Genomic DNA, 23,563 nt, shown 5'->3' with positions numbered 1-23,563 from the left:
ACCTTGAGAGAGCATTCGCAAAAACCTTGCGAAACACTTCGTTAAATCTCTTCGCATAAGTGGAATCTGCCCCAGGCGCCTGAAAGCGTTCAGCTACAATAGCCACTTACCATCAGCCCGCATATCCATATCGGGGATTCATTTTGGGGAATATTATGCGCATAGGAATACCGAAGGAACAAGACGGGGGCCAGACGCTCGTCGCTGGCACGCCCGATACCGTAAAAAAGCTCATTGGCCTGGGATACGACGTGGCGGTCGAAACCGGTGCAGGCGAAGCTGCAAGCTTTCCTGACGCTGACTACACCGCTGCCGGAGCGAGCGTTGTCGACGGCGGTGATATATGGAGCTGTGACATTGTTACCTGCCTCGATACGCCCAGTGCAGAAAACATTGTGTTGATGCGCCGAGGATCCACGCTTATCGCGCGCATGAACCCCGCCGTCAACCCCGAACTCGTTCAGTTGCTCGCTGAACACGGCATAACGGGGCTTGCCATCGACGCTATCCCCCGCATCTCGCGCGCGCAATCTATGGACGTGCGGTCTTCCATGGCAAACGTCGGTGGCTACCGTGCGGTCATCGAAGCCGCCAGCGCCTTCGGTCGCCTGTTCACCGGCCAGGTAACAGCCGCTGGAAAAATGCCGCCGGCCCGGGTGTACATCATCGGTGTAGGCGTAGCTGGCTTGGCGGCCATTGGCACCGCGAAATCCATGGGAGCTATCGTGTCGGCCACCGATGTGCGTGCCGATGTAGCCGATCAGGTGCGATCGCTCGATGCCGAGTTCGTGGCCATTCCCGTCGTGCAGCAATCCGACGACGGGTACGCCAAGGCGATGACTTCCGATCAGGAAAAACTGGCGCAGCAGGTGTACGCCGAACAGGCTAAACACAGCGACATCGTGATAACCACCGCGCAGATTCCCGGCAAGAAGCCGCCCATGCTGCTCACTGCCAGCGCCGTTGTCGCCATGAAACCCGGTTCGGTGATCGTAGACATGAGCGCGAGCGCGAACGGCGGCAATTGCGAACTTACGCGCGCGGACGAGTGTTTCCGCACCGAAAACGGTGTGACAATTATCGGCTTCACCGACTTGGCACGCCGCTTGCCTGGGCAATCGTCCCAGCTCTATGGGCAAAACATTGTGAACTTCTTCAAGCTGGCAACGCCCGAGAAAAATGGACAGTTGACCCTTGACGAGAACGACGATGTCATCCGTGGCGTCACAGTAGCACTCGACGGTGCTGTCATGTGGCCACCACCAGCCGTGAAGGTGTCAGCCGCCCCGTCAAGCACAGCGAGTCCGGCGAGCTCGGCAGAAGTGCGCAAGACAAGCGAAGCGAACGCCGACGCGAAATCTGCCAACGCCGCACACGCCGCACAAGCAGACGCCGCGAGCGAGCGCTCGGAATCTCCCAAGCAAAATGCCGCCGACAGTCATGCAAGCACACCCGCTTTCGCATTCAAGCGCTGGTGGTGGAAGATTGCACTGGGCGTTGCCGGCCTTGCGCTTGTGTTCGCCGCACCTGAAGAGCTGGCAGGGCATTTCTTCGTGTTCGAGCTCGCGTGCGTTGCGGGCTTCTACGTAATCACGAACGTTACGCACGCGCTACATACGCCACTCATGTCGGTAACCAATGCGATTTCCGGCATCATCGTCATTGGCGCGCTTCTGCAAATCGGATCGAGCAACCCTGTTGTGGCGGGCATCGCCTTCGTGGCAGCGCTTTTGGCATCTATCAACATCTTCGGCGGGTTTTTGGTTACCCGACGCATGCTGGGCATGTTTCAAAGGAGTTCTGAGAAATAATGGACACCTCAAGCATCACCTTCGTCACAAACAGTGCAGGTAGCGCGTGCGCCGGCCTTTTTGGTTTCGCAAGCCACGCACAGCAAGTGGCGTATCTGTTGGCCGCCATGCTGTTCATTCTCGCGCTTGCCAACTTGTCGCACCAGAAAACCGCACAGCGAGGCAATACGTTGGGAATCATCGGCATGGCAGCCGCGCTGATCGCCACCATTGCAGCAACTATGCTGGATAGCACGAATGGAGCCATGCCGGCAATTGCACTGATAGCAGCGGCTATGGTCGTTGGTGGGGCGATTGGCGTGTGGAAGGCGCGCAGCGTGCAGATGACCGCTATGCCCGAGCTGGTGGCGCTGCTGCATTCGTTTGTGGGTGCGTCTGCGGTGCTTGTCGGCTACAACTCATTTCTGTCAGCACCGGGTGAAGCGGGTGTAACGAGTGCGTTTCATCTGGGGGAAGTAGGACTGGCGGTGCTCATTGGAGCCGTTACGTTTACCGGGTCTATTGTCGCGTACCTTAAACTGTCGGGGAAGATGGCCGGAAAACCCCTCATGCTGCCCGGCCGCAATGCGCTGAATGCAGCGGCACTCGCGATGTGTGCGGTGCTTATCGCGTGGCTCATTCAAACGCGCGGCATAGATGCGGGGCTGCTGCCACTTGGCATTCTCACCGTCATCGCGCTCGTGCTTGGCGCTCACCTGGTTTTGGCCATTGGCGGCGGCGACATGCCCGTGGTGGTGTCCATGCTGAACTCCTATTCGGGATGGGCGGCCGCCATGGCGGGCTTTACGCTGAACAACGACCTGCTCATTATCACCGGCGCATTGGTGGGGTCCTCTGGCGCGTACTTGTCCTATATCATGTGCCAAGGCATGAACCGATCGTTTGTTTCTGTTATCTTGGGTGGGTTTGGCGAAGGTGCCGAGCCGAAAGACAGTACGATGCCGGCGAAAAACCTGGGGCAGCACCATGAAACGTCGGCTGAGAACGTGGCGAAACTGCTGCGCGAAGCGAAGCGCGTGATGATTGTGCCCGGCTACGGCATGGCGGTTGCGCAGGCGCAATTCCCCGTTGCCGACCTGGCGAAACGGCTCATTGCAAAAGGTGCGATCGTACAATTCGGCATTCATCCCGTTGCGGGTCGCATGCCTGGACACATGAACGTTCTGTTAGCCGAAGCCAAGGTGCCCTACGACATCGTGTTCGAGATGGACGAAGTAAACGATGAGATGAATGACGTCGACGTGGTGCTGATCATCGGAGCCAACGACACCGTGAATCCGTCCGCCATCGATGAACCCGACTCGCCTATCGCTGGCATGCCTGTGCTGCGCGTGTGGGAGGCGCGCCACGTGGTGGTGCTCAAGCGCTCGATGGGCAACGCCGGCTACGCAGGTGTACAGAACCCGCTGTTCTACAACGACAACACGCTCATGCTGCTCGATGACGCAAAGCACTCAGTCGACGCAATCCTCAACGATCTGTAATCGACTGGGTGAGTCCTACGCCAATTCCTGAGCGCTGTTCCGCATAATACTGAGCAGCATGACGCTCATTCTTGAGCACGCGTACGCAAATTGTTGAGAACTCCCATAATCGCCCCTGTGTGTATTATCGAGTGTTTGATTGTTCGCTTGATCGCAGTGCTGTGTGGCGAAGGGGCGATAACGGCTTGCTGACAGCCGGTTCACGCCTGATGTATGCGGAGTTCGGCAATACACTCCGTCCGCTAGGCTGTATTCACAGTCAACGTGGAAAGGAGTTGCTATGAGTATCATCGTTTGGATCATTATCGGCGGCTTGGCCGGCTGGGCGGGTGGCGCAATCATGAAGCAGGAAGGCGGTTTGGTCCGCAACATTGTCGTTGGCATCATCGGCGCACTGGTGGGCGGATTCATCATGAGCCTGTTTGGTGCGCAGGGCTTCACCGGGTTTAACCTGTGGTCGTTCGTGGTGGCGCTGCTGGGATCGATCGTGTTTATCGCCATCGTGAACTTCCTTACTCGCCGCGCCGCATAGGCGGACACCGTAGATGAGCGCTGATCATGGAAGATGCGCTTACGAAACACGCGATCAGGCAAGACGCGCGGTTCGGATCGACTCCGTACCGCGCGTCTTCGCGAATACTTCCTTCCTCTTACTTATCGCGATTTGGTGACGGTGGCAGTCAACTTGCATGTGCCTGTGGTATAGTGGCACCTGCGTTTAGCACTCGAAACTTGAGAGTGCTAGCAATCACGTTAACCGAGTGGTTAAGCACGTGGGCACAAAGCTCGCATGTGAGAATTGAAAGGAAGGCACTGTTATGTTGAAACCCCTGGGCGACCGCGTAATCGTCAAGCAAGACGAGGCCGAAGAGACTACCGCTTCTGGCCTGCTCATCGCTTCTGAGAACAAGGAAAAGCCCTCCAGCGGCATTGTGCTGTCTGTCGGCGAAGGCAAGATGGACAAAAACGGCAACATGGTTCCCGTTCCGGTGAAGGTTGGCGACCACGTGGTGTACGGCAAGTACAACGGCACGGCCATCAAGATGGACGGCGACGAAGTAGTTATCCTTCGTTCTGACGAGCTGCTCGCCGTTTACGAATAAACCGGGTGCTTCAGCGCATTCAAGCGCATTCAAGCGCAATCTAAGGTAACAAGTGGTTCGCCCGCCTTCCCGTGAAGGGGTTTTGGGGCCGGCGAATCGTAAGAAAGGATGTAAGAAATGGCAAAGAACATCAAGTTTGAGGGCGATGCCCGCGCCGCCCTCGCTTCCGGCGTAAGCAAGCTCGCTGCCGCCGTTAGTGTCACGCTTGGCCCCAAGGGCCGCTACGTCGCGCTCGAGAAGCCTTATGGTGCGCCGCTCATCACCAACGACGGCGTTACCGTTGCGCGCGAGGTCGACCTGCCCGATCCGGTTGAGCAGATGGGCGCCATGCTGGTTCGCGAGGCTGCGGTGAAGACCAACGACGTTGCCGGCGACGGCACCACCACCGCCACCCTGCTGGCCGACGTCATCGTTCGCGAGGGTCTGCGCAACATCACCGCTGGTGCCGACGCCCTGGGCATCCGTCGCGGCATTCAGAAGGCCACCGACGCCATCGTTGCGGCCATCAAGGAAGACGCCACCCCGGTTTCCACCAAGGAGCAGATTGCAAACGTTGGTACCATCTCCGCTGGTGACGAGGAAATTGGAAACAAGATCGCCGAGGCTATGGACGCTGTCGGCCGTGACGGTGCCATCTCCGTTGAAGAGAGCCAGACCTTCGGCATGGATGTCGAGATTGTGGAGGGCATGCAGTACGATCGCGGCTACATCAGCCCCTACATGGCTACCGACATGGAGAAGATGGAAGCGGTTCTGGCCGACCCCTTCATCCTGCTCACCGATCAGAAGATTACCAGCATCAACGACATGGTTCCGCTGCTGGAAGAAATCATGAAGTCCGGCCGTCCGCTGCTCATCATGGCTGAAGACGTCGAGGGCGAAGCGCTGGCAACCATCCTGCTGAACAGGCTGCGCGGCACCTTCAACTGCGTCGCTGTGAAGGCTCCCGGCTTTGGCGATCGCCGCAAGCGCATTCTGGAAGACATTGCTGCTGTTACTGGTGCTCAGGTTATCGACAAGGACTTCGGCATGACCTTGGCCGACGCCCGCATCGACATGATGGGCCACTGCCGCACCGTCAAGGTGACGAAGGATCACGTGCTGTTCGTTGACGGTGCCGGCGAGCGTCAGGCAATCGACGACCGCATCAACCGCGTGAAGGGCGAGCTCGAGCGTGCCGAAAGCGACTTCGACCGCGAGAAGCTGCAGGAGCGCCTGGCGAAGCTGTCCGGCGGCGTTGCAGTGCTGAAGGTTGGCGCTGCTACCGAGTCGGAGCTGAAGGAGAAGAAGAGCCGCATCGAGGACGCACTGCAGGCAACCCGCGCTGCTGTCGAAGAGGGCATCATCGCTGGTGGCGGCGTTGCACTCGTAGACGTCATCAGCGTGCTTGACGACCTGAAGGGCGACACCAAGGACGAAGAGGTTGGCATTGCCACCGTTCGTAAGGCTATCGAGGCTCCGCTTCGCGCCATTGCTCAGAATTCCGGTTACGAGGGCAGTGTTGTTATCGAGAAGGTTCGCTCCATGCCGAAGGGCGAGGGCCTAAACTGCGCCAACGGCGAGTACGGCAATATGATCGAGATGGGTGTGAACGACCCGGTGAAGGTTACCCGTACCGCGCTGCAGTCGGCGGTTTCCGTGGCCAGCCTGATTCTTATCACCGAGGCCACCGTCACCGAGATTCCGGAAGATGCCGCCCAGAAGCAGGCTGCCGCTATGGCAGCTGCCACCGCTTCCCAGGGTGGCGGCATGGGCATGATGTAGTCCGTGCAGGTTAGCTGATCTGATTGAGGGGCGGCTGCGCGCCGCCCCCCTTGCCCCACGTCGCATTCGCAAAGGATGCGGAAGGCAAGGGCGAAAGGAATGACAGAATGTCCAAAAATATCGAGTACGCCGGTGAAGCACGCGCCGATCTGGCTGCAGGCGTTAGCAAGCTTGCCGCTGTGGTTCGCCTGACGCTCGGGCCAAAAGGACGCTACGTATGTTTGCAGGGTCAGCGCTTTGGCGAGGGCATGCCCATTATCACCAATGACGGCGTGACCGTTGCCAAAGAAATCGACCTGCCTGATCCCACTCAGCAGATGGGTGCCATGCTGGTGCGCGAAGCCGCCATCAAAACGAACGAGATCGCGGGCGACGGCACCACGACGGCGACTATTTTGGCTGACGTGCTGGTGCGCGAGGGTCTGAAGAACATCGTGGCTGGCTCCGAGCCGCTGGGAATCCGCCGTGGCATGCAGAAGGCGTGCGACGCTGTGGTCGAAGCAGTGCGCAATGCTGCCACTCCGGTTACCGGCAAAGAGCAGATCGCCAACATCGGTACCATTTCTGCTGGGGATGTGGAAATCGGCAACATCATCGCCGAAGCCATGGATGCCGTTGGGCAAGATGGCGCCATTTTGGTTGAAGACGGCAAGACCTTCGAGATGGAAATGGAAATCATCGAAGGCATGCAGTACGAGCGCAGCTACCTGTCGCCCGCCATGGCCAACGATGGCGATGTTTGCCTGCTTGAGGACCCCTACATCCTGCTGACCGACTACACCATTACCAACGTGCAGGATATCCTGCCGTTGCTGGAGGAAGTCGCGAAAACGGGACGACCGCTGTTCATTGTATGCGAGCAGCTCAAAGGCGAAGCGCTGGCGACACTGCTCATGAACAACGAGCGCGGCACGCTGAAAATGGGTGCCATTCGTGCACCAGGCTGGGGCGATCGTCGCGAGAGCATCTTGGAAGACATCGCCGTCGTTACGGGTGCCGACGTTGTGAGTAAGCACAACGGCTTGTTCCTGTCCGACGCGCGCTTGAGCATGCTGGGCAGCGCCCGCACGGTGAAGATCGACCGCAAGTTCACGCTTATTGTGGGCGGACAGGGCGATCCTGCCGCCATCGAGAAGCGCATTGCCGAGGCCCGCGCCGATTTCGGTCGCGCCGAAGACGATTTCGATCGCGAGAAGTATAAAGAGCGTTTGGCCAAGCTGGCCAGCGGTGTTGCGGTGCTGAAGGTGGGTGCTGTTACCGAATCCGAGGCGACCGAGAAGAAGAGCCGCATCGAGGACGCGCTGCAAGCAACTCGTGCTGCCGTGGAAGAAGGCATCGTTTCTGGTGGTGGCGTTGCACTGGCAGAAGCGGCGCTGTGTCTTGATGAGCTGGAAGTCGCTGACGACACCGAGCGCATTGGCGTTGACATCGTTCGTGCGGCGATGGAAGAGCCACTGCGCGCCATTGCCGAGAATTCGGGTTTCAAGCCCGATGTCGTGGTGGATCGCGTGCAGGGCTTGCCTACGGGCGAAGGCTTAAACTGCGCCAACGGCGAGTACGGCAACATGATCGACATGGGCGTCATCGACCCGGTGAAGGTTACCCGCGTGGCGCTGCAATCGGCGCTTTCCGTGGCCAGCCTGATTCTTATTGGTGAGGCCAGCATCAACGAGCTGAAGGAAGACGCCGCGCAGAAGAAGGCCGAGGCGGCAAAAGAGTTCTCGAAGGGCACCGGTATGGGTCTGGAAGGAATGTTCTAAGCGCGCTTTCAGCTTGCAAGGCGAAACGAACAGGAAGGGTGCCGCGGGGGTTTGCGGCACCCTTCTTTGCGCAGTACTGCGAGCATGCCCTACGCCTGCGTTGACAAGAATACCGGCAGGCCCATCTGGTCGATCTGATCCTGAAGCTCTTCCAAGTAGTCGACATGCTTGTCTTCATCGGCCAGGATGCCAATCAGCAGATCGCGTGTTGCATGATCCATAGCCTCGGCGGCAAGCACGATGGCGTCGTTGTATTCTTCAACGGCGTGTATCTCAAGCTCAAGGTCGTTTTCCACTTGTGCCGGCACGTCGGCGCCAATGTGCATGGCGTGCAGCTTAGACACGATGGGTGCTCCTTCAAGGAATAAGATGCGCTCGATCAGGCGCTCGGCATGCTTCATCTCGTCGATAGCATGGCGCTTCACGTTTTCGCTCAGTTTGCCGTAGCCCCAATCCTCACACATTTCGGCATGAACCATGTACTGGTTGATTGACGTCAGCTCGTCGGCCAGAAGCGAATTCAATTTGTCGATGAGTTTTTGGTTGCCTTTCATGGGCAGCTCCTTCCCGGTTGGTTTTCGGCAGGCCAGCGTGCAAGCCGGCAGTTGAAGTGTTGGCAACCCGTGCGGCTAACGCGCCGCAGCCAAAGACGTCGCTTGCAGTGCCGGGGCAGAGGCGCTCATGGCTGCGTGGCGAAACGCGCTCGCCGCACGCGCGTCCGTTGTCACGATTGTTACAAACGTTTCAGCTGCTCATAGGGCACGTGTCCCCTTTGTCAGCGGTGCGTCATGCAGGTGGAACCACCCTGTTGCCCGCTTTGCTTTCTTGTTCGTTCTAAGACAGCTGCTTTCTCGTGATGACACTATGGAGAAGGGGAAACGGAGTGTTGCGTGACGTTTCCCCGTTGCCTGGTTTCGTTACAATCGCTTTCATGGAACATGCGCATACAACATATGGAACGTTTTTCGACGTTGTGGTCGATTCGCTGCTGGATACGGTGTATCTCATACCATTTTTGCTGGTCACTTACCTTGCCATGGAATGGCTCGAGCACAAGGCGGGGGGCAAGGCTCAAGCGGCTATCAAACATGCGGGTGCTGCGGGGCCGGCGGTTGGCGCGTTGGTGGGCGCATTTCCGCAGTGCGGGTTCTCGGCGGCGGCAGCTACGTTGTATGCGGGCCGTGTGGTTACGCTTGGCACGCTGTTTGCGGTTTTTTTGTCCACCTCCGATGAAATGCTGCCGATCTTTTTGGCTGAACAGGTTGATCCGGTGGTCATCGCGAAGGTGCTGGGCACGAAGGTGGTCATCGGCATGCTCATGGGCTTTCTGATTGATGCAGCCTTGCGCTTGGCGCGGCGCGATAACCAGAAGCTTCGCATCCATGAGCTCTGCGAGCACGATCATTGCGGGTGCGCCAGTCAATGCGCTACGTGTGCGGCGAACCCCGAGCTGGCATACGGACATCGCGATGACTGCTCGCATGGGTGTGACCATTCTCATCACGAGCATAACCACGAGCATGATCACGACCATGGGAGTATCGTGCGCAGCGCGCTTGCGCATACGTTGCAGGTGACGTTGTTCGTGTTTGTTGTGTCGCTGGTGTTGAACGCAGTGCTCGCTTTCGTGGGGGAAGAGGCGCTCGCGTCGTTTCTCAGCGCGAACCCAACGTTGGCAGTGTTCGGTGCGGCGCTGGTGGGGCTTATTCCCAATTGTGCAGCGAGTGTAGTGGTGGCTCAGCTGTATATAGAAGGCGTGCTGGGAGCAGGTGCTATGCTCGCAGGATTGCTGGTTGGTGCAGGCGTTGGCTTGCTGGTGCTTGTTCGGGCGAACCGCCGCCCGGCACAAAATGCAGCCATCGTAGCTGGCTTGTATGCAACAGGCGTGTTTTGGGGCCTTGCAGTAAACGTGCTCGGTATCTGACAAACCATTGACCAAACCGTCTGCAACCGCTAGAATACCAGGTTGCGAGTTTTGATGGGCCGTTAGCTCAGTTGGTAGAGCAGGGGACTTTTAATCCCAAGGTCCGGGGTTCGAGTCCCCGACGGCCCACCACCATAAGAGACTCGAATGAACATCCTCCGAACTGCCATGTTTCATTCGTAGGCGGTTCCTCTTGGTTATTGGGCCGTCGTCCAACGGCAGGACTCTGGTTTTTGGTACCAGCTATCAAGGTTCGAATCCTTGCGGCCCAGCCACTTCTTCTCAGATCGGGCAGCAAAAGTGACAGAAACTGACAGTGTGGTTGTCTTCCTACAGGGGATCTCTCGCGTAGAGTGCGCGCTTGCGGGAAGTGGTCTGGCACTCAACCACGTGAGCATCATGCGCGTTCTGCAAGACAACGAGCCGCTCTCGAACAAGGAAATCGCCGATCGTGCTGGCTTGTCTGCACCTACGGTAAGTCGGTGCATGTCGAAGCTTGCGGCGCTTCGTATGGTGCGCGCTTCGCTTGATGATCGTGACTTGCGACGAAACCTATTTCGACTGGAAGCACGTGCCCGGTCGGTGCTGTTCGAACTCAAACGCACAGCAAATGTTGATCTTGACGTTGTGATTGGCGGGTACGCCCGCGTCTGCCGCGTGATACAGCACGAGAAATCGCAGAACAAGGAAACGGCCGCATCTTCGGCATCTTGCAAATCGGCCACATTTTCCCTGTCGGCCGCATCTTCGCCTCTCTCGATGCCTTCGGGTGGTCGGTTGTCGGTAGGCCTGTCGATGGGCGCCTGCCGTGTGCTGCTTGCGCTTGGGTGCACACAAACATGTACGGTAGGTGACGTATGTGCTGTTGCCGGTTTGGGGCAATCGAGTGTGTCGATGGCACTTCGGCAGCTGTGCGCGGCGCGCCTTGCGCGAGCGGTGCCGCTCAGCCGGCAAGCGGGCCAAAAATGTGACGCAAGGCAACGGTTGTATGCGCTCTCATCTGTGGGAAAACAAGCATTTGATGTGGTGAAACGCGCGATCGAACCGTAATTACATCAAAAATGAAAATGAAAATATTATCTCCATCTCGGATAATCTTACTCCGTGTGGAGACTCTATACTTTCCCCATGGTATTCCGGAGCCAGACAATCGAAGGGCCCGCGCATTGCGGGCACAACCATGAAGGGGGAACAATGGGAGAAAGCTTAACCCGTCGCAATTTCCTCAAAGGCGCAGGTGCCGTTACTGCCAGCGTCGCTGCGGCGGCCACTCTGGGATCCTGCTCGCAGGACACCAAGAACTCAAATCTCGTTGAAGACGAGAACGCTGCTGGCGTCGAGCTCGCCGAAGAGCAGGAATTCTTCTGCACCTGCTCGTGGAGCTGCTCGTTCTGCCAGTACAACATCTACACGCGCAACGGCAACGTGAGCCACATGCTGCCCAAGCCCGACTACGCTTACCGTACGTGCTTGAAGGGCCGCTCGCGCATCCTGCGCGCGTATTCGCCTGCTCGCGTGCAGTACCCCATGAAGCGCGTGGGGTATTCGCTCGACAATCCCAACGGCGAGATGCGCGGCAAGGACGAATGGGAGCGTATCACCTGGGAAGAGGCTGGCGAACTGATCGGCGAGCAGTGGAAGCGCACTGAAGAGCAGTTCGGGCCTCTGGCCAACACCTACTATCAGGGCGGCGGCGGCGCGCAAGGGTCGCTCAACGGCAACGCAGGTCTTATCATGCGCCTGTTTAACGCCACTGCCTGCACGAAGTGGGACTACTCGTTTGACAACGCCACCAACACGGGCTTAACCCGTGCGGGCGTCCAGTGGTTCGATCAGAATGAGCCGCAGGACTTCGTGAACTCCGATTACATTCTGATGGCCGGTGCGAATCCGGTTGGCGCTCAGATTCAGATGTGGCAGCACCTGGCCAATGCTCAGGAGGCTGGTGCGAAAATCGTGTGCATCGACCCGCTGTTTAGCCCCACCGTGGCAAAGGCCGACAAATGGATTCCTGTAAAGCCCGGTACCGATCCGGCGCTGTTCTTAGGTCTTATCAAGAAGTTCATGGACGAAGAAACCTACAAGGCCGACTTCGTATTGAACTACACTTGCGCGCCGTTCTTGGTGAACAAAGCTGACGGCATGTACGTAGTGGGTGAGGAAGAAGTCGAAGGTGCGCCGTTCTGGGTAACGGGCGAGCCGCAGATGATCAAGCCGAACATGGTGCAAGACGCCGATTCGGGTGAGATCATGTCGTATCAGGACTGCAAGAACCCCGCATGGAGTTACACCGGCGACGAGAACTACGTTACCGCATGGGATTTGTTCAAAGAGCATGTGCAGTCCTACACGCTGGACTACGTGATGAACGTGACCGGCATCTCAGAGGACGACTTCAACTTCCTCTACGATATGCTGCAGTCTGAAAACAAGATTGCGCACTATATCAACTTCGGTGGTGGTGCCTACGAGAACGGCCTGCATCAGGCCTACGCCATGTCGGCGCTTATCGCTATGACGGGTAACTTTGGTGAGCCCGGTCGTTCCGTCGGTGGCTTTGACGCCATGTATGGCAACTTCTTCGGCCATGCGCTTTGCGCACCTTCCAACGGCAAGATGGTATCCTCGGTGACGTTCCTTGCTGCGTGCGACGTTATGAATTCTGGTCAGCTCATGGGCAAGGATTATCCGGTGAAGGACCTCATCGTGTCCCACGGTGGCATGATCGGTGGCTCGGTGAATTCCAACCGCGTGAAAGACGAGTTCCTGCGCAAGCTGGAGCAGGTAGTGGTTATCGACCCATGGATGACCGACACCGCCAAGATGGCCGACATCGTACTGCCCGCCTGCGATATGTACGAGTTCGAAGACGTGGTGCCGCTGTCTCACGAGCACAACGTGCGTATTTCCGAGAAGTGCATCGATCCTATGTACGAGGCCAAGCCTGACTCTGAAATCGCCCGCTTCTTGGCACCGTATTTGGGTGTGGAAGACGCTGTGTGCGACGTAACCGACGAAGACTGGTGGAAGGGCACCTTCGATGACGTAGCCGCCGCTGTGGAGTGTGGCATCACCCTTGATACTCTGCGAGAGAACAAGGAAATGCGCTACGTGAAGGAACAGCCCTACATTGGTAACAAGGATCTGAAAAACTTCATTACCACGACGGGTCGTCTGTACTTCTACGTTGACACGCCAGTGCCCCGTACGCCTTCAAACTTCGACGTGGAGTCTACGTTTGAGCGCGAGAAGATGCCCACCTACTTCGAGAACAAGATCGCTGGCGAAAATTCCGAGTACGCTGCCGATTATCCGCTGTTGTGCATCTCGTGGCGCAATCCCACTCGCGTGCATATGACGCAGTTCATGGGCACGTGGGCTAGGGAAGTGGCACCCGAGCCGGTACTGTTCGTTAACCCCGACGACGCCAAGAAGTACGGTGTGGAAGACGGAGCCTACATCAAGGTGCACAACTGGTTGGGTCACTGCGTGATGAAGGCCGCGTACCATGTGGGCATGCGTCCTGGCATGACCTGCTACTTCAAGGGCTATGCGGAAAACGAAAGCAAGTCGGGCTCCATGGGCGAGATCACCACTGACTACGTTGATCCCTATGCAGTGAACTGCTCGTTCTTCGACAACCGCGTTGCCATCGAGCCTTGGGACGAGAAGGTGGAGGAGTAAATCATGGCACATTACGCTATCGCTGTTGACACGAAGCGCTGCATCGGCTGCTGGTCGTGCGGCGTGGCTTGCAAGCTTGAGAACAATATCCCCAACGACGTGTTCTGGAACCGTACGCTCACCGTGGGTGGCGATCAGCCGAACACCCCGTCGGGCGAGTACGGCAACTGTCAGATGTCCTTCACGCCGGTGCAGTGCAACCACTGCGACAATCCTGCTTGCGTTGCTGCGTGCCCTACGGGTGCCACGTACAAGGACGAAGAAACCGGCATCGTCATGCAGAACGGCGAAGAGTGCATCGGCTGCAAGACCTGCATCGAGTCGTGCCCGTACGAGGGCGTACGCACGCTGCTCGCTGATGAACCGCAGTGGTTTGTTGACTTCCCGGTTGGCAACCAGTTGGCTCCCGAGCATCCGGGTGGTACGGTGGAGAAGTGCAACTTGTGCTACTTCCGCGTGGCCGACGGTAAGGTGCCGGCGTGTGTGGAGGGCTGCCCTGCCCACGCCCGCTTCTTCGGCGACTTGGACGATCCTGAGTCCGACGTGTCGAAGGTGCTGGCCGAGCGCGAGAACTTCACGCTGCTGCCCGAAGAGGGTACCGGCCCCAACATCTATTACCTGTCGTAAGAGAATGTCGGTTGCCGAGCCGCCTGTCGCCGCGAAGGGTTTCGCGAGCGCTGGCGGCTCGGCCGCTTTTCGGCCGTACGCTTTTCGGCCGTTCTATCCGTTTCACTCGTGAAGGAGACTACTCATGCCGGTGACGAATCTATCAAACATGTTCTCGCTGCTGTCGGTGGCGTTTGCTGCTCCTACGGTGGAGCGGGCACGTTTGGTTGCCGAAGGCACGCTGGCAAGCGACGTGGCACATACATGGCGTGCGCTCGACTTGCCCGAAGAACCGTTGAGCGCTTTTCTCGATGAGCTTGAGGAATACCGCGGGCGTGACGAGCAGGACGTTTTGCACGAGATTCGCCAGGAATACACGCGCCTGTTCCTGATCGATCATTTGGTGGAAAACACCGAAGGTGCGTGGCGCAAGAAGGCGCAAGGGCAAGAAACGGTGTTCTACATGATCAACGACATCTCCACAGGCGTTCAGGACTTCATGCGCTTCTGCGGAGTGGTGCGTCCGAAGGGATACAATGACAGCGTTGATTTGATCGACAACGAATGGCAGTTCTGCAGCATGCTGGCTACCGATCCTGCATACCTTGCCGAGAAAGGCATGAGTGCCGAAGAGAAGTTGGCTCAGTTCATCGATGAGCATGTGAGAGTGTGGGTTCCTGGGTTTAGCGACGATGTTGCGCGCGAGACACGTTGCGCGTACTACCGGGCATTCGCGGCACTGCAAAAAAAGCTCGTCGAAGCGCTGTAAGACGGAGACTCTTTGCCGGTTTTGGTCGAGGGCGAAGGTGCGGGTAAGCTTGCGGTTAGGGGAACGCTGATTAGAGCCGTCTTGCCCTGCGTAAGCGGCGCTTGCGAAAACAAGGAGGGGGAATGGCATCGGGCGATCGCACGAACAAGATTGCCATTGAGCTCCATGCGGAGCGATGTCTTCATGCGCGCAGCGTCTGGGGCGACTGCTCGCTGTGCAGCGACTCATGCCCTGGCGGCGCTATCTCGATCGACCTTAGTCAACGTGCTCCCCAGCTCAATGCTTCGCGATGCATGCAGTGCGGGCAATGCTTAACGGCTTGCCCGCTTGAGGTATTCGAATCATCCAGTTTCACCGAGCGTCAGTTGGTGAACCGCATCGAGCGTCAGGATTATGTGCGTATTCGCTGCTTTCTGCCGTATGGACAGTTGGAATCGCTTTCTCAAGAAGATCGAAGCTATCAGCTGGGCACCTGTTTGGCGGCGCTTAGTCCGGGTGTATTGTTCGAGTTGGCGCTGTCGCGCACGTGTGAACTGTTCACCGACCATTGCGCTACGTGCCGGCTGTTCACGCGGCTTGCTCCAACGTTTGAAAGCAACGTAACCTGCGCTTTCCGCATGCTGCAAGGGGCTCGCAAAGCGTCGAACCTGCACGAAAGCACACCACTCTTTCTGCCGCAGGTATCCTGTAATCAAGCTGATCGGAAGCCGCTGGAAGTACGTGGCGCGCGGCCGAGTATCCGTGCGTTGTTCCATGGCTCGCGTCGTGCGGTGGGGAAGCTGTCGCGCACGTCGGCGCTGGTGCTGCGCCAGAAAGGGAAGCACGTTCCCGCATGGCGAAAGCGCTTGCAAGACGTGTGGGGCCAGCAGGAGCGCGGTGTTTCGAGCACATGCAATTACGCGTGGCCAGAGCTTGTTGTTAACCAGGAGCGGTGCCGTGCTTGTGGCGTATGTATGCAAATGTGCCCAACGGGGACTATTTGCCATTCGCTTGATGAAGGCGAATTCTCCTATTCGTTTGTTCCGGGAACCTGCGTCGATTGCGGACTGTGTATTGCGGTGTGTCCCGAGCATGCGCTTTCGCGCGACTATCGTGCGTTTCCTCATCCGTTTCGACAGATTGATCGCTATCGGCGGGCGGCGGGCACGTGTGAGCGCTGCGGCATGCCGGTGTTACAGGGGCAAGGCGAGACGCTATGCCCCGTCTGTTCTGCGGAGATGAGTCGCGAGAGTCTCACATCGCGTATCCGAGCGCAACTGGGTGTTGTGTCACCGGGCGATGCTGCCAAGCTGGCGGCGGGTGTTGATGCCGGTGCCACAGATGTCGGTGCCAAGCTGGCGGCGGGTGTTGATGCCGGTGCCGCAGATGCCGTTGCCGCAGATGGTGGTGCGCGATGATATCGCGGACGCCGCTTGCCAACAAAGGGCTCGTACTGGTCCTGTGCCGCACGCATGCACAGCTCGATTCTCTGTGTCGCAGCGCATGCGATATCGGATTGGAAAGCTGCGCTGTGCTGGCGGATATTACCGAACACAGCGACGGCCTTGCCGTGAAAAACGCGCAGCGTCGCCATCGAGCAACGGGTGATATTTCGCATTTTGAGCATGTGCTGCGTGAGCGCGAACTCGTGTCACTGGTGCGTTACGCACACGATCGACGGGCGCTTGCGTACGTGGCAACGTCGAAAGGGACGGAACGCCTTGCGTTGGCCGACCATTTGATGGGTCAGCGGTTGGTGTCGGCAAACTCAGGACTCACTGAGGAAAGTGTCGATAAGCTGGTCGATTTGTTCTACGGGTATGCGGAAGCGTGTGGCGACCACCCTGTTGACGGCTGCCTGTTTCCCTCGGCGGTTTTACGGGCATTGGCGGCGTATCGGCAGGCAGTTATGGTTGCCGCTGCCCGTTTCGGCATGACATCCGCGAACGTTTCGTTGCTTGCGATGATGTCCGATTGGCGCTCGGTTGCTTCCGAGCAGTCGTTTGCCTGGCACACAATGCGGGAAAATGGCGTAGAAGTAGCATTTGACGCTCAGGTTGCTTTTCTGCAAGAGCGTGGGCTGGTGGAAGACGATGAGCTTCGGCTGACCGAAGCTGGTAAGCAGCGCATGACTGCGTTCATGCATCGCTTGCTGACGCTTTTAGCGCCGCAGGTTGAAGACGCCTCGCCTCAAGAGTTTGCTGCGTTGATTGAGTTGCTGCAGTATGTTCTCTACCTGTTCGCGTGGTAGGGGATAAAGCATGGACGTGTGGGAAAGTGGGGATGCGACAGACGCGGTGGGTGAGCGCGTAGCGGTTGTGCTCGCATCAACTACTACGGGTGCAAACGGAGTGGATACGCAAGGTGTGTCAGACGTGCTTGCTCCTAAGGGACTCGAAGAGCTTGAAGCGCTTGCTCTGTTGTGTTCCGCATTGGCGCGATTGTTCACGTATCCCACGTATGATCAGGCGGTTATGTTTACCAATGAAGAATCAGCCGACTATCTGGACCGTTTAATGCACGATGCGGGAGCAGATGGTATTGCGGCTGAAAACGCCGTGCGACCCGTTGTCGATCAGGACGAACATTGCCGTGCGCAGCGGCTGCGCATCGACGAAACACAGTTGCTCTTTGTGTCAAACGCTCCTGTTCCGCTCGAAGGAAGCCGCTGGATACGCCGCAATCCAACCGGATCGCAAGCTGTTACAGGGGAAGCGGCCAGCGTGATGCGCTGTTATCGCGAAAGCGGGTTGTCGCTTCGCGAAGGTTGTACCATGCGAGCCGATGCGTTGCCGGTAGAGCTCGATTACGTTGCGTACTTACTGCGTCGGGAAGCGCGTTTCCGCAACGAGGGCAAGGGCGCCCAAGCACTGTTGTGGAAGCGCCGACGCACATCGTTTGTTGCGGCGCATCTCGACCCGCTCGCCAAGGCTGTCGCTTCGGGTGTTTCCCGGCATAATCCGTGCGCCCACCTGGTATGGTGGTCGCAGCTACTGCAACAAGCGGTTATCCGTTGTGCCGTATAATGGCAGGGCTGAGGGAAACGCTGATTAATTCCGCCCGCCCGCGCGGGACAAGACAGCTTTAATCAGTATTTCCCTGACTTCGATGCTCCATTCGCAATTGCAGAGAAGGAAAACCTATGCCAGAACCCACAAAGGAACAACAGCGTGCCGAGCTGAATGACCTGCTCACAGGAACGTTTAACTCCATCTTGCGCATCGAAGAGCGCGTGTTGAATAACCGCATCACGCAGGGCTTATCCATTACCGACGTGCACACTATTGCCGCTGTTGGGCTACATGAGGAAAACCCCATGAGCGTAGTCGCTGCGCGACTGGGCGTGACGTTAGCCACGTTGACCACGGCGGTGAACAGGCTTGAGCGCGAAGGGTTTGTGCATCGTGTGCGCGCCGAAGACGACCGCCGCAAAGTGCTGCTGTCGCTGACTGCGGAAGGCCGCAAGGTGCATCGTGTGCACAGCTTGTTCCATCAGCACATGGTCGATGACGCGCTACTTGGCTTAACTGATCAGGAAGAACGCGTGCTGGCAACTGCCCTTTCCAAGGTGAAGCGCTTTTTCGACGAGAGTTAGCACCCTTCCATCAGGCGCGCGACCAGGGCGTCCCAGGAAAGGTGCGTTACCGTATCGGGTGCGCCGTCGCGTGTGAGCGCCGTGCGGATGGCATCCGCTATGTCGCGCTCGAAACGGGGAAGGTCCTCTTCAAGCGGCTCGTCAACATTGCACATGCGCGGTGGTTGCACGAACAGAATGGGCGCATCGGGGGCGACGCTTGCAAGCCACGGACGCACGCCGGGAAGATCGGTCGCAACGGCTACGCATCCGCAGGCCATCGCTTCGATGAGCACAAGCGGCAGGCCCTCGAAGAACGATGGCAGCACAAACACATGCGATCGTTGATAGGAGTTGATCAGCTCGTCTTGTGGCACTTTGCCGGCAAGTTCGATCGGCACGGTGCTCGAGTGCGCCTGTGCCTCGATGCGCGCGTGCTCTTCCGCATCGCTGAACCCACCGATAAGGCGCACGTGAAGGTCGCACACTCCTTCGGCGGCGAGCAGGTTAGCGGCGCGAATGAGGCTCGGCACGCCCTTCTTTCCGCACACCTTCCCAACGAACAGCACCGAGTTGGCGGTGGGCTTATCTGCTCGTTCGGTGGCGTTGCACTCGAGCGGTCTGAAATCTAAGGAGTTGTAGCCGGTTCCCAGCACCGTTACGCGCTCGGGCGCAATGCCGTAGCATTCGCAAATGAGTTCGGCCTGATCGGCGGTCAGTGCGAAAGCACGATTCAAGTGGCGTATGCCTTCACACACGAAGTCGTTGCATAGGTCGTGCTTACCCATCTGGCGGATGTCGGTGCCATGACAGATGCCCACCACGGGGCAGGTGGGGTCAAGCTGCGTTGTTACCGCTGTGACGATGTAAAGATGGTGGCAGATAATCAAGTCGGGCTTAAATTCGCTCAGAGCACGTTCGATGACATGGGAAAACGCTTGCGTGAACGCCTGCAGCATGTCGGGCGTGAAGTCGCGGTAGCGGGTTGCCTCGTAGGGCATGTCATCGCTCATGCCTGCAACGGCGAAAGGCAATGTTTGCGTTTTGAAGCGCACCGGGTAGGCATGCACGCTGTGGAGCGGTCCATCTGTTGCCAGATCAAATGCCGGCGGGTCATCGGGCATTGAACCGAACACCACTGCTTGTTCGTGTCCGGCGCGGGCGAGCGAAGACACCATTTCGGTGAGGAATACGCCGCTTCCGGTGCTGCTGGGCTTTTGTGCCGTGATGGAAAGGATGCGCATAAGGTGCCTTTCTTCGTTGAATGCGGCTCATGCGGTTAGCTTGACGCGGGCACGTCGCAAACTGCCGTTGCCGTGTGAGCCGAAGGATAACACAGGCCGCGCATGATGGCGTACAAGCGATATAATCGGGGCAGGCAGGCGGCGCATGGCGAATGCTGCACACCGTGTGCCAGGTAATCGCCGTAGGAAGGAGCCTTCGTTATGACCGACATTGAAACGCTGCGAACGTGGATTCGCGAATGCCCGAAAGGCGGCATGGTGTTTTTCGGCGGCGCGGGCGTGTCCACCGAAAGCGGCATTCCCGATTTCCGCAGTACAGGCGGGCTGTACTCGCAAACGTATGCCTATCCCCCTGAAACTATGGTGTCGCGCAGCTTTTTCGAAGCGCATCCGAGCGAGTTCTTCGACTTCTACTTCGACCGCATGATCGCCCTCGATGCGAAGCCGAACCGCGCGCATCGCAAGTTGGCCGAGCTCGAGGCGGCAGGCGTGTGCTCGGCGGTGGTCACGCAAAACATCGATGGGTTGCATCAGATGGCGGGAAGTAAGAGCGTGTTTGAGCTGCATGGCAGCGTGCATCGCAACTTCTGCATGAAGTGCGGGCGCGCCTTTGACGTTCACCAAATGATCGAGCTGCACGAGCGTGCCGACGACGGTGTTCCCCGCTGTTCGTGCGGCGCCACCGTGAAGCCCGACGTGGTGCTCTACGAAGAACCGCTTGATGACCACGTGGTGGAAGGAGCTATCCGCGCCATTGCCAACGCGCGGCTGTTGGTGGTTGCCGGCACGTCGCTGGTGGTGTATCCGGCAGCGGGGTTGCTGCAGTACTTCCAAGGTGATCGCCTTGCTATTGTAAATTTAAGCCCCACCAGCGCCGACAAACATGCCGACCTGTGCATCGCAGCGAAGGTTGGCGAGGTGTTTGACTTCTAAGACCGGCCTCGCATCGCTATAATGGTGACAGAGCAAATTTCGTAAGGGAAGGGATAACCATGGCTTATAAAACTATCCTTGTTGCGTACGACAAATCCGAGCAGGCGAACAGGGCGCTTGTTGCGGCACGCGAGTTTGTTGAAGTAGGACTTGCTGACAAGATTGTTGCGCTGACGGCATTCGATCCACGCGAGATTGGCGAGTCCACGTTTGCGGTTACGGCGCGCATGGCGGGCTTCGAGGTTGAAGACACGCATCCCAGGCCCGATGAAGAATTGTTCGCTGAAGTCAAGGACGCCGTTGATGCCGCTTTGGGTGACTTCGCTTCCGAGGTCGAGATTGTGGTGCAGCACGGGGTTCCGCAGGGTCTTGTGCTGAAGTACGCGCACGACCACGGATGCGACCTCATCGTCATGGGAAGCCGCGGTTTGGGGGCTATCCAGGGTCTGCTGGGTAGCGTGAGCCAAGCCGTTCTTCAGCATGCAGACATTCCGGTGCTCATCATCAAGTAGTTATTGAGTAAGTTATCAAGTAGTGCCATCGGCTCATTTCGATTGGCGTATCGTTCTGCTGTGACGTGATACAAGGGCGGCTGACTTCCCAAAAGTGCGATCAGCCGCCCTCCCCTATTTTTCGGCAGGCGTTGTGTTCTTGTTCGCCCGCTTTCGGCGAAGTGCGCTAGAATCTCATCCGAGCTTTATTGTGTGAGAGAAAGCATGCGCGGTGGGCGCAGGAAGGTCAAGGCAATGCCGATTATCGACTATCTTCGGTACAATGCGGGGAAGTACGGCGACGAAGTCGCGTTGGTTGAGGTCAATCCCGAGATTCAGGAACCGCGGCGCATCACGTGGCGCGACTACGATTTGGTGCAGAATACCGAAACGCAGGCGTATCGCCGCGAAATCACGTGGAAAGTGTTTGATGAAAAGGCGAACCGTTTTGCGAACCTGCTTATCAATCGTGGCGTAAAAGCTGGCGACAAGGTTGCCATCCTTCTCATGAACTGCTTGGAATGGCTACCTATTTACTTTGGCATCCTGAAAACAGGCGCTATTGCTGTGCCGTTGAACTTCCGCTACGCCAGTGACGAAATCGAGTACTGCGTGAACTTGGCCGACGTCGACATTTTGGTGTTTGGCCCGGAATTCATCGGGCGCATCGAGGCCATTGTGCCGTCCATCCAACGCAATCGGTTGCTGTTCTATGTGGGCGGTGACTGTCCGAGCTTTGCCGAGGACTACCATGAGCTTACCGCGAACTGCTCGAGCGCCGACCCGATGATCCCCATTTCAGACGATGACTACGGTGCCATCTACTTCAGCAGCGGCACCACGGGTTTCCCGAAGGCTATCCTGCACAAGCACCGCAGCCTGTCGCATTCCGCGCAGGTTGAGCAGCATCATCACGGGCAAACGCATGACGATGTGTTCCTCTGCATTCCGCCGCTGTACCATACCGGTGCGAAAATGCACTGGTTTGGTAGCCTGATCAGCGGTTCGAAGGCGGTGCTGCTGCGCGGCGTTAGCCCAAAGACCATCTTCGACGCTGTAAGCGAAGAAGGGTGCACCATCGTGTGGCTGCTGGTGCCGTGGGCGCAAGACATCTTGCTAGCCATCGAAGAAGGCCGCATTCATCCTGTCGACTACAAGCTTGACCAGTGGCGTCTCATGCATATTGGCGCTCAGCCAGTGCCAAAGAGCCTTATCAGTAAATGGAAGAGCATTTTCCCCGCGCATCAGTACGACACCAACTACGGCCTGTCCGAATCCATTGGCCCCGGCTGTGTGCATTTGGGTGTGGAAAATATCGAGCATGTGGGTGCTATTGGCGTGGCGGGTTACGGCTGGGAAGTGAAGATTGCCGCTGCTGATGGCAACGACGTTCAGCCAGGGGAAGTGGGCGAGCTGTGCGTGCGCGGACCTGGTGTTATGGACTGCTACTACAACAACCCCGAGGCTACGGCGGAAACCATCACGCCGGATGGGTGGCTGCTCACCGGCGACATGGCCATGCAAGACGAAGAGGGTTTTTACTGGCTGGTCGACCGCAAGAAAGACGTGGTTATTACCGGTGGCGAAAACATCTACCCGGTGCAGATCGAGGATTTCTTGTCGGCGCACCCGGCGGTGAAGGATGTGGCCGTTATCGGACTACCCGACGAGCGATTGGGCGAGATAGCCACAGCTGTCATCGAGCTGAAACCCGAAGCAGCCGAATCCACCACCGAAGCCGACATTAACGAGTTCTGCGAGCAGTTGCCGCGCTACAAGCGTCCGCGCCGCATCATCTTCGCCGATGTGCCGCGCAACGCCACGGGTAAAATCGAGAAGCCAGCGCTGCGCCGTCTATATGGGGCGGAAAAACTTGTCGAGCTTGAGAACAAAGCGTAAAGCGAGCGCGCGCGAAACCTAGCAACCGTGCGTGAAACCTAGTAAAGTCACTAAGAAGAACCTGAAAGCGAGCGTTACCGATGATAAAAGAAATAGTCACCGACATCGAGTTCTTGCAGCAACCCTGCGAGGCTGCCACCGCCGACGACGCGTCGGTGGCGCAAGATTTGTTCGACACCATGCAGTCGATGGATGGGCAGTGCGCCTGTTTGGCAGCCAATCAGATCGGCGAGCGCAAGGCCATTGTGGCCTACGAAGAGAATGGCCAGCTCTACGCCATTTTCAACCCCGCCATTAAGCAGGGGTTTATTCCTTACAAAACGCGCGAAGGCTGCTTCAGCTTGCCGGTCGATTCCGAAGTGCGCCGCTTCAAGCGCGCTATTATCACCTACGAGATCCTGAAAGATGGTCAGCTGGTGCCGCGTCAGCGCAAGTTCGCCGATTGGACAGCCGAAATCATCCAACACGGCATCGACCACTGCAACGGCGTGTTGGTGTAGGGCGTCGGGCTCATACGGCCGCTTTCAGTTTCCGTGGT

General features: G+C 57.9%; 21 protein-coding genes and 2 tRNA genes. 21 read left to right on the top strand and 2 right to left on the bottom strand.

Annotation, left to right across the window (positions count from 1 at the left end; translation table 11 throughout):
- The first annotated feature begins 155 nt into the window (after positions 1-155).
- From G7Y43_RS03110 to groL (G7Y43_RS03085), 6 genes are all read left to right on the top strand, one after another.
- Positions 156-1,811 carry a Re/Si-specific NAD(P)(+) transhydrogenase subunit alpha gene (locus tag G7Y43_RS03110; RefSeq protein WP_165043984.1) on the top strand — a complete coding sequence of 552 codons (1,656 nt, stop codon included), beginning with the start codon at positions 156-158 and terminating at the stop codon, positions 1,809-1,811.
- Positions 1,811-3,295 (top strand): NAD(P)(+) transhydrogenase (Re/Si-specific) subunit beta, encoded by a 1,485-nt coding sequence (locus G7Y43_RS03105; protein WP_165043982.1) that lies wholly within the window; start codon positions 1,811-1,813, stop codon positions 3,293-3,295. The genes G7Y43_RS03110 and G7Y43_RS03105 overlap by 1 nt, the downstream gene beginning before the upstream one ends.
- A gap of 280 nt (positions 3,296-3,575) precedes the next feature.
- Positions 3,576-3,827 carry a GlsB/YeaQ/YmgE family stress response membrane protein gene (locus G7Y43_RS03100; RefSeq protein ID WP_165043980.1) on the top strand — a complete coding sequence of 84 codons (252 nt, stop codon included), beginning with the start codon at positions 3,576-3,578 and terminating at the stop codon, positions 3,825-3,827.
- 286 nt (positions 3,828-4,113) lie between these two features.
- Positions 4,114-4,398 carry a co-chaperone GroES gene (groES, locus tag G7Y43_RS03095; RefSeq protein WP_165043978.1) on the top strand — a complete coding sequence of 95 codons (285 nt, stop codon included), beginning with the start codon at positions 4,114-4,116 and terminating at the stop codon, positions 4,396-4,398.
- Positions 4,399-4,515: 117 nt separating this feature from the next.
- Positions 4,516-6,162 carry a chaperonin GroEL gene (groL, locus tag G7Y43_RS03090; protein WP_165043976.1) on the top strand — a complete coding sequence of 549 codons (1,647 nt, stop codon included), beginning with the start codon at positions 4,516-4,518 and terminating at the stop codon, positions 6,160-6,162.
- A gap of 107 nt (positions 6,163-6,269) precedes the next feature.
- A complete protein-coding gene (gene groL, locus G7Y43_RS03085) occupies positions 6,270-7,922 on the top strand; it encodes a chaperonin GroEL (protein ID WP_165043974.1) in 1,653 nt (550 codons plus the stop codon).
- 89 nt (positions 7,923-8,011) lie between these two features.
- Here the strand turns inward: groL (G7Y43_RS03085) and bfr are convergent, their stop codons facing one another.
- Positions 8,012-8,476, bottom strand: a complete 465-nt coding sequence (bfr, locus tag G7Y43_RS03080) for a bacterioferritin (RefSeq protein WP_165043972.1) — start codon at positions 8,474-8,476, stop codon at positions 8,012-8,014.
- Positions 8,477-8,853: 377 nt separating this feature from the next.
- Between bfr and G7Y43_RS03075 the strand changes: the two genes are divergently transcribed.
- The 11 genes from G7Y43_RS03075 (at position 8,854) to G7Y43_RS03025 (ending at position 18,479) form a co-directional block, all read left to right on the top strand.
- Entirely contained in the window at positions 8,854-9,846 is a 993-nt protein-coding gene (locus G7Y43_RS03075; protein ID WP_165044037.1) for a putative manganese transporter, read from the top strand.
- Between the two features lie 56 nt (positions 9,847-9,902).
- A tRNA-Lys gene (locus G7Y43_RS03070) sits at positions 9,903-9,978 on the top strand.
- A gap of 69 nt (positions 9,979-10,047) precedes the next feature.
- Positions 10,048-10,121 (top strand) — tRNA-Gln (locus G7Y43_RS03065).
- A gap of 25 nt (positions 10,122-10,146) precedes the next feature.
- On the top strand, positions 10,147-10,896 hold the full coding sequence (locus tag G7Y43_RS03060) for a helix-turn-helix domain-containing protein (RefSeq protein WP_165043970.1): 750 nt from the start codon (positions 10,147-10,149) through the stop codon (positions 10,894-10,896).
- Between the two features lie 144 nt (positions 10,897-11,040).
- Positions 11,041-13,530 (top strand): molybdopterin-dependent oxidoreductase, encoded by a 2,490-nt coding sequence (locus tag G7Y43_RS03055; RefSeq protein ID WP_165043968.1) that lies wholly within the window; start codon positions 11,041-11,043, stop codon positions 13,528-13,530.
- A 3-nt stretch (positions 13,531-13,533) separates the two neighbouring features.
- Entirely contained in the window at positions 13,534-14,157 is a 624-nt protein-coding gene (locus tag G7Y43_RS03050) for a 4Fe-4S dicluster domain-containing protein (protein WP_165043966.1), read from the top strand.
- Between the two features lie 124 nt (positions 14,158-14,281).
- The gene (locus G7Y43_RS03045) at positions 14,282-14,905 is read left to right on the top strand and encodes a molecular chaperone (RefSeq protein ID WP_165043964.1); all 624 of its coding nucleotides are present in this window, start codon (positions 14,282-14,284) and stop codon (positions 14,903-14,905) included.
- Between the two features lie 122 nt (positions 14,906-15,027).
- Positions 15,028-16,302, top strand: a complete 1,275-nt coding sequence (locus G7Y43_RS03040; protein WP_165043963.1) for a 4Fe-4S binding protein — start codon at positions 15,028-15,030, stop codon at positions 16,300-16,302.
- Positions 16,299-17,135 carry a hypothetical protein gene (locus G7Y43_RS03035; RefSeq protein ID WP_165043961.1) on the top strand — a complete coding sequence of 279 codons (837 nt, stop codon included), beginning with the start codon at positions 16,299-16,301 and terminating at the stop codon, positions 17,133-17,135. Before G7Y43_RS03040 ends, G7Y43_RS03035 begins: the two co-directional genes overlap by 4 nt.
- 10 nt (positions 17,136-17,145) lie before the next feature.
- Positions 17,146-17,910, top strand: coding sequence for a molecular chaperone TorD family protein (locus tag G7Y43_RS03030; protein ID WP_165043959.1), 765 nt, complete (start codon positions 17,146-17,148; stop codon positions 17,908-17,910).
- Between the two features lie 116 nt (positions 17,911-18,026).
- Positions 18,027-18,479: a MarR family winged helix-turn-helix transcriptional regulator gene (locus G7Y43_RS03025; protein WP_165043957.1), complete on the top strand. Its 453-nt coding sequence runs from the start codon at positions 18,027-18,029 to the stop codon at positions 18,477-18,479.
- On the opposite strand, the gene G7Y43_RS03020 is transcribed toward G7Y43_RS03025, so the two are convergent.
- Positions 18,476-19,702, bottom strand: a complete 1,227-nt coding sequence (locus tag G7Y43_RS03020) for a glycosyltransferase family 4 protein (RefSeq protein WP_165043955.1) — start codon at positions 19,700-19,702, stop codon at positions 18,476-18,478. The genes G7Y43_RS03025 and G7Y43_RS03020 overlap by 4 nt on opposite strands.
- Positions 19,703-19,903: 201 nt before the next feature.
- Between G7Y43_RS03020 and G7Y43_RS03015 the strand changes: the two genes are divergently transcribed.
- The 4 genes from G7Y43_RS03015 (at position 19,904) to G7Y43_RS03000 (ending at position 23,525) form a co-directional block, all read left to right on the top strand.
- Positions 19,904-20,635, top strand: coding sequence for an NAD-dependent protein deacylase (locus G7Y43_RS03015; RefSeq protein WP_165043953.1), 732 nt, complete (start codon positions 19,904-19,906; stop codon positions 20,633-20,635).
- Between the two features lie 59 nt (positions 20,636-20,694).
- On the top strand, positions 20,695-21,147 hold the full coding sequence (locus G7Y43_RS03010) for a universal stress protein (RefSeq protein ID WP_165043951.1): 453 nt from the start codon (positions 20,695-20,697) through the stop codon (positions 21,145-21,147).
- A gap of 234 nt (positions 21,148-21,381) precedes the next feature.
- Positions 21,382-23,025, top strand: coding sequence for a class I adenylate-forming enzyme family protein (locus tag G7Y43_RS03005; protein WP_165043949.1), 1,644 nt, complete (start codon positions 21,382-21,384; stop codon positions 23,023-23,025).
- Positions 23,026-23,105: 80 nt separating this feature from the next.
- Positions 23,106-23,525 (top strand): peptide deformylase, encoded by a 420-nt coding sequence (locus G7Y43_RS03000; RefSeq protein ID WP_165043947.1) that lies wholly within the window; start codon positions 23,106-23,108, stop codon positions 23,523-23,525.
- The last annotated feature ends 38 nt before the right edge of the window (positions 23,526-23,563 follow it).

Source organism: Adlercreutzia sp. ZJ138 (genome assembly GCF_011038935.1).
Lineage (GTDB): Bacteria > Actinomycetota > Coriobacteriia > Coriobacteriales > Eggerthellaceae > ZJ141.
Note: the sequence above shows the minus strand (reverse complement) of the source record. Positions and strands in the feature narration are given on the sequence as shown.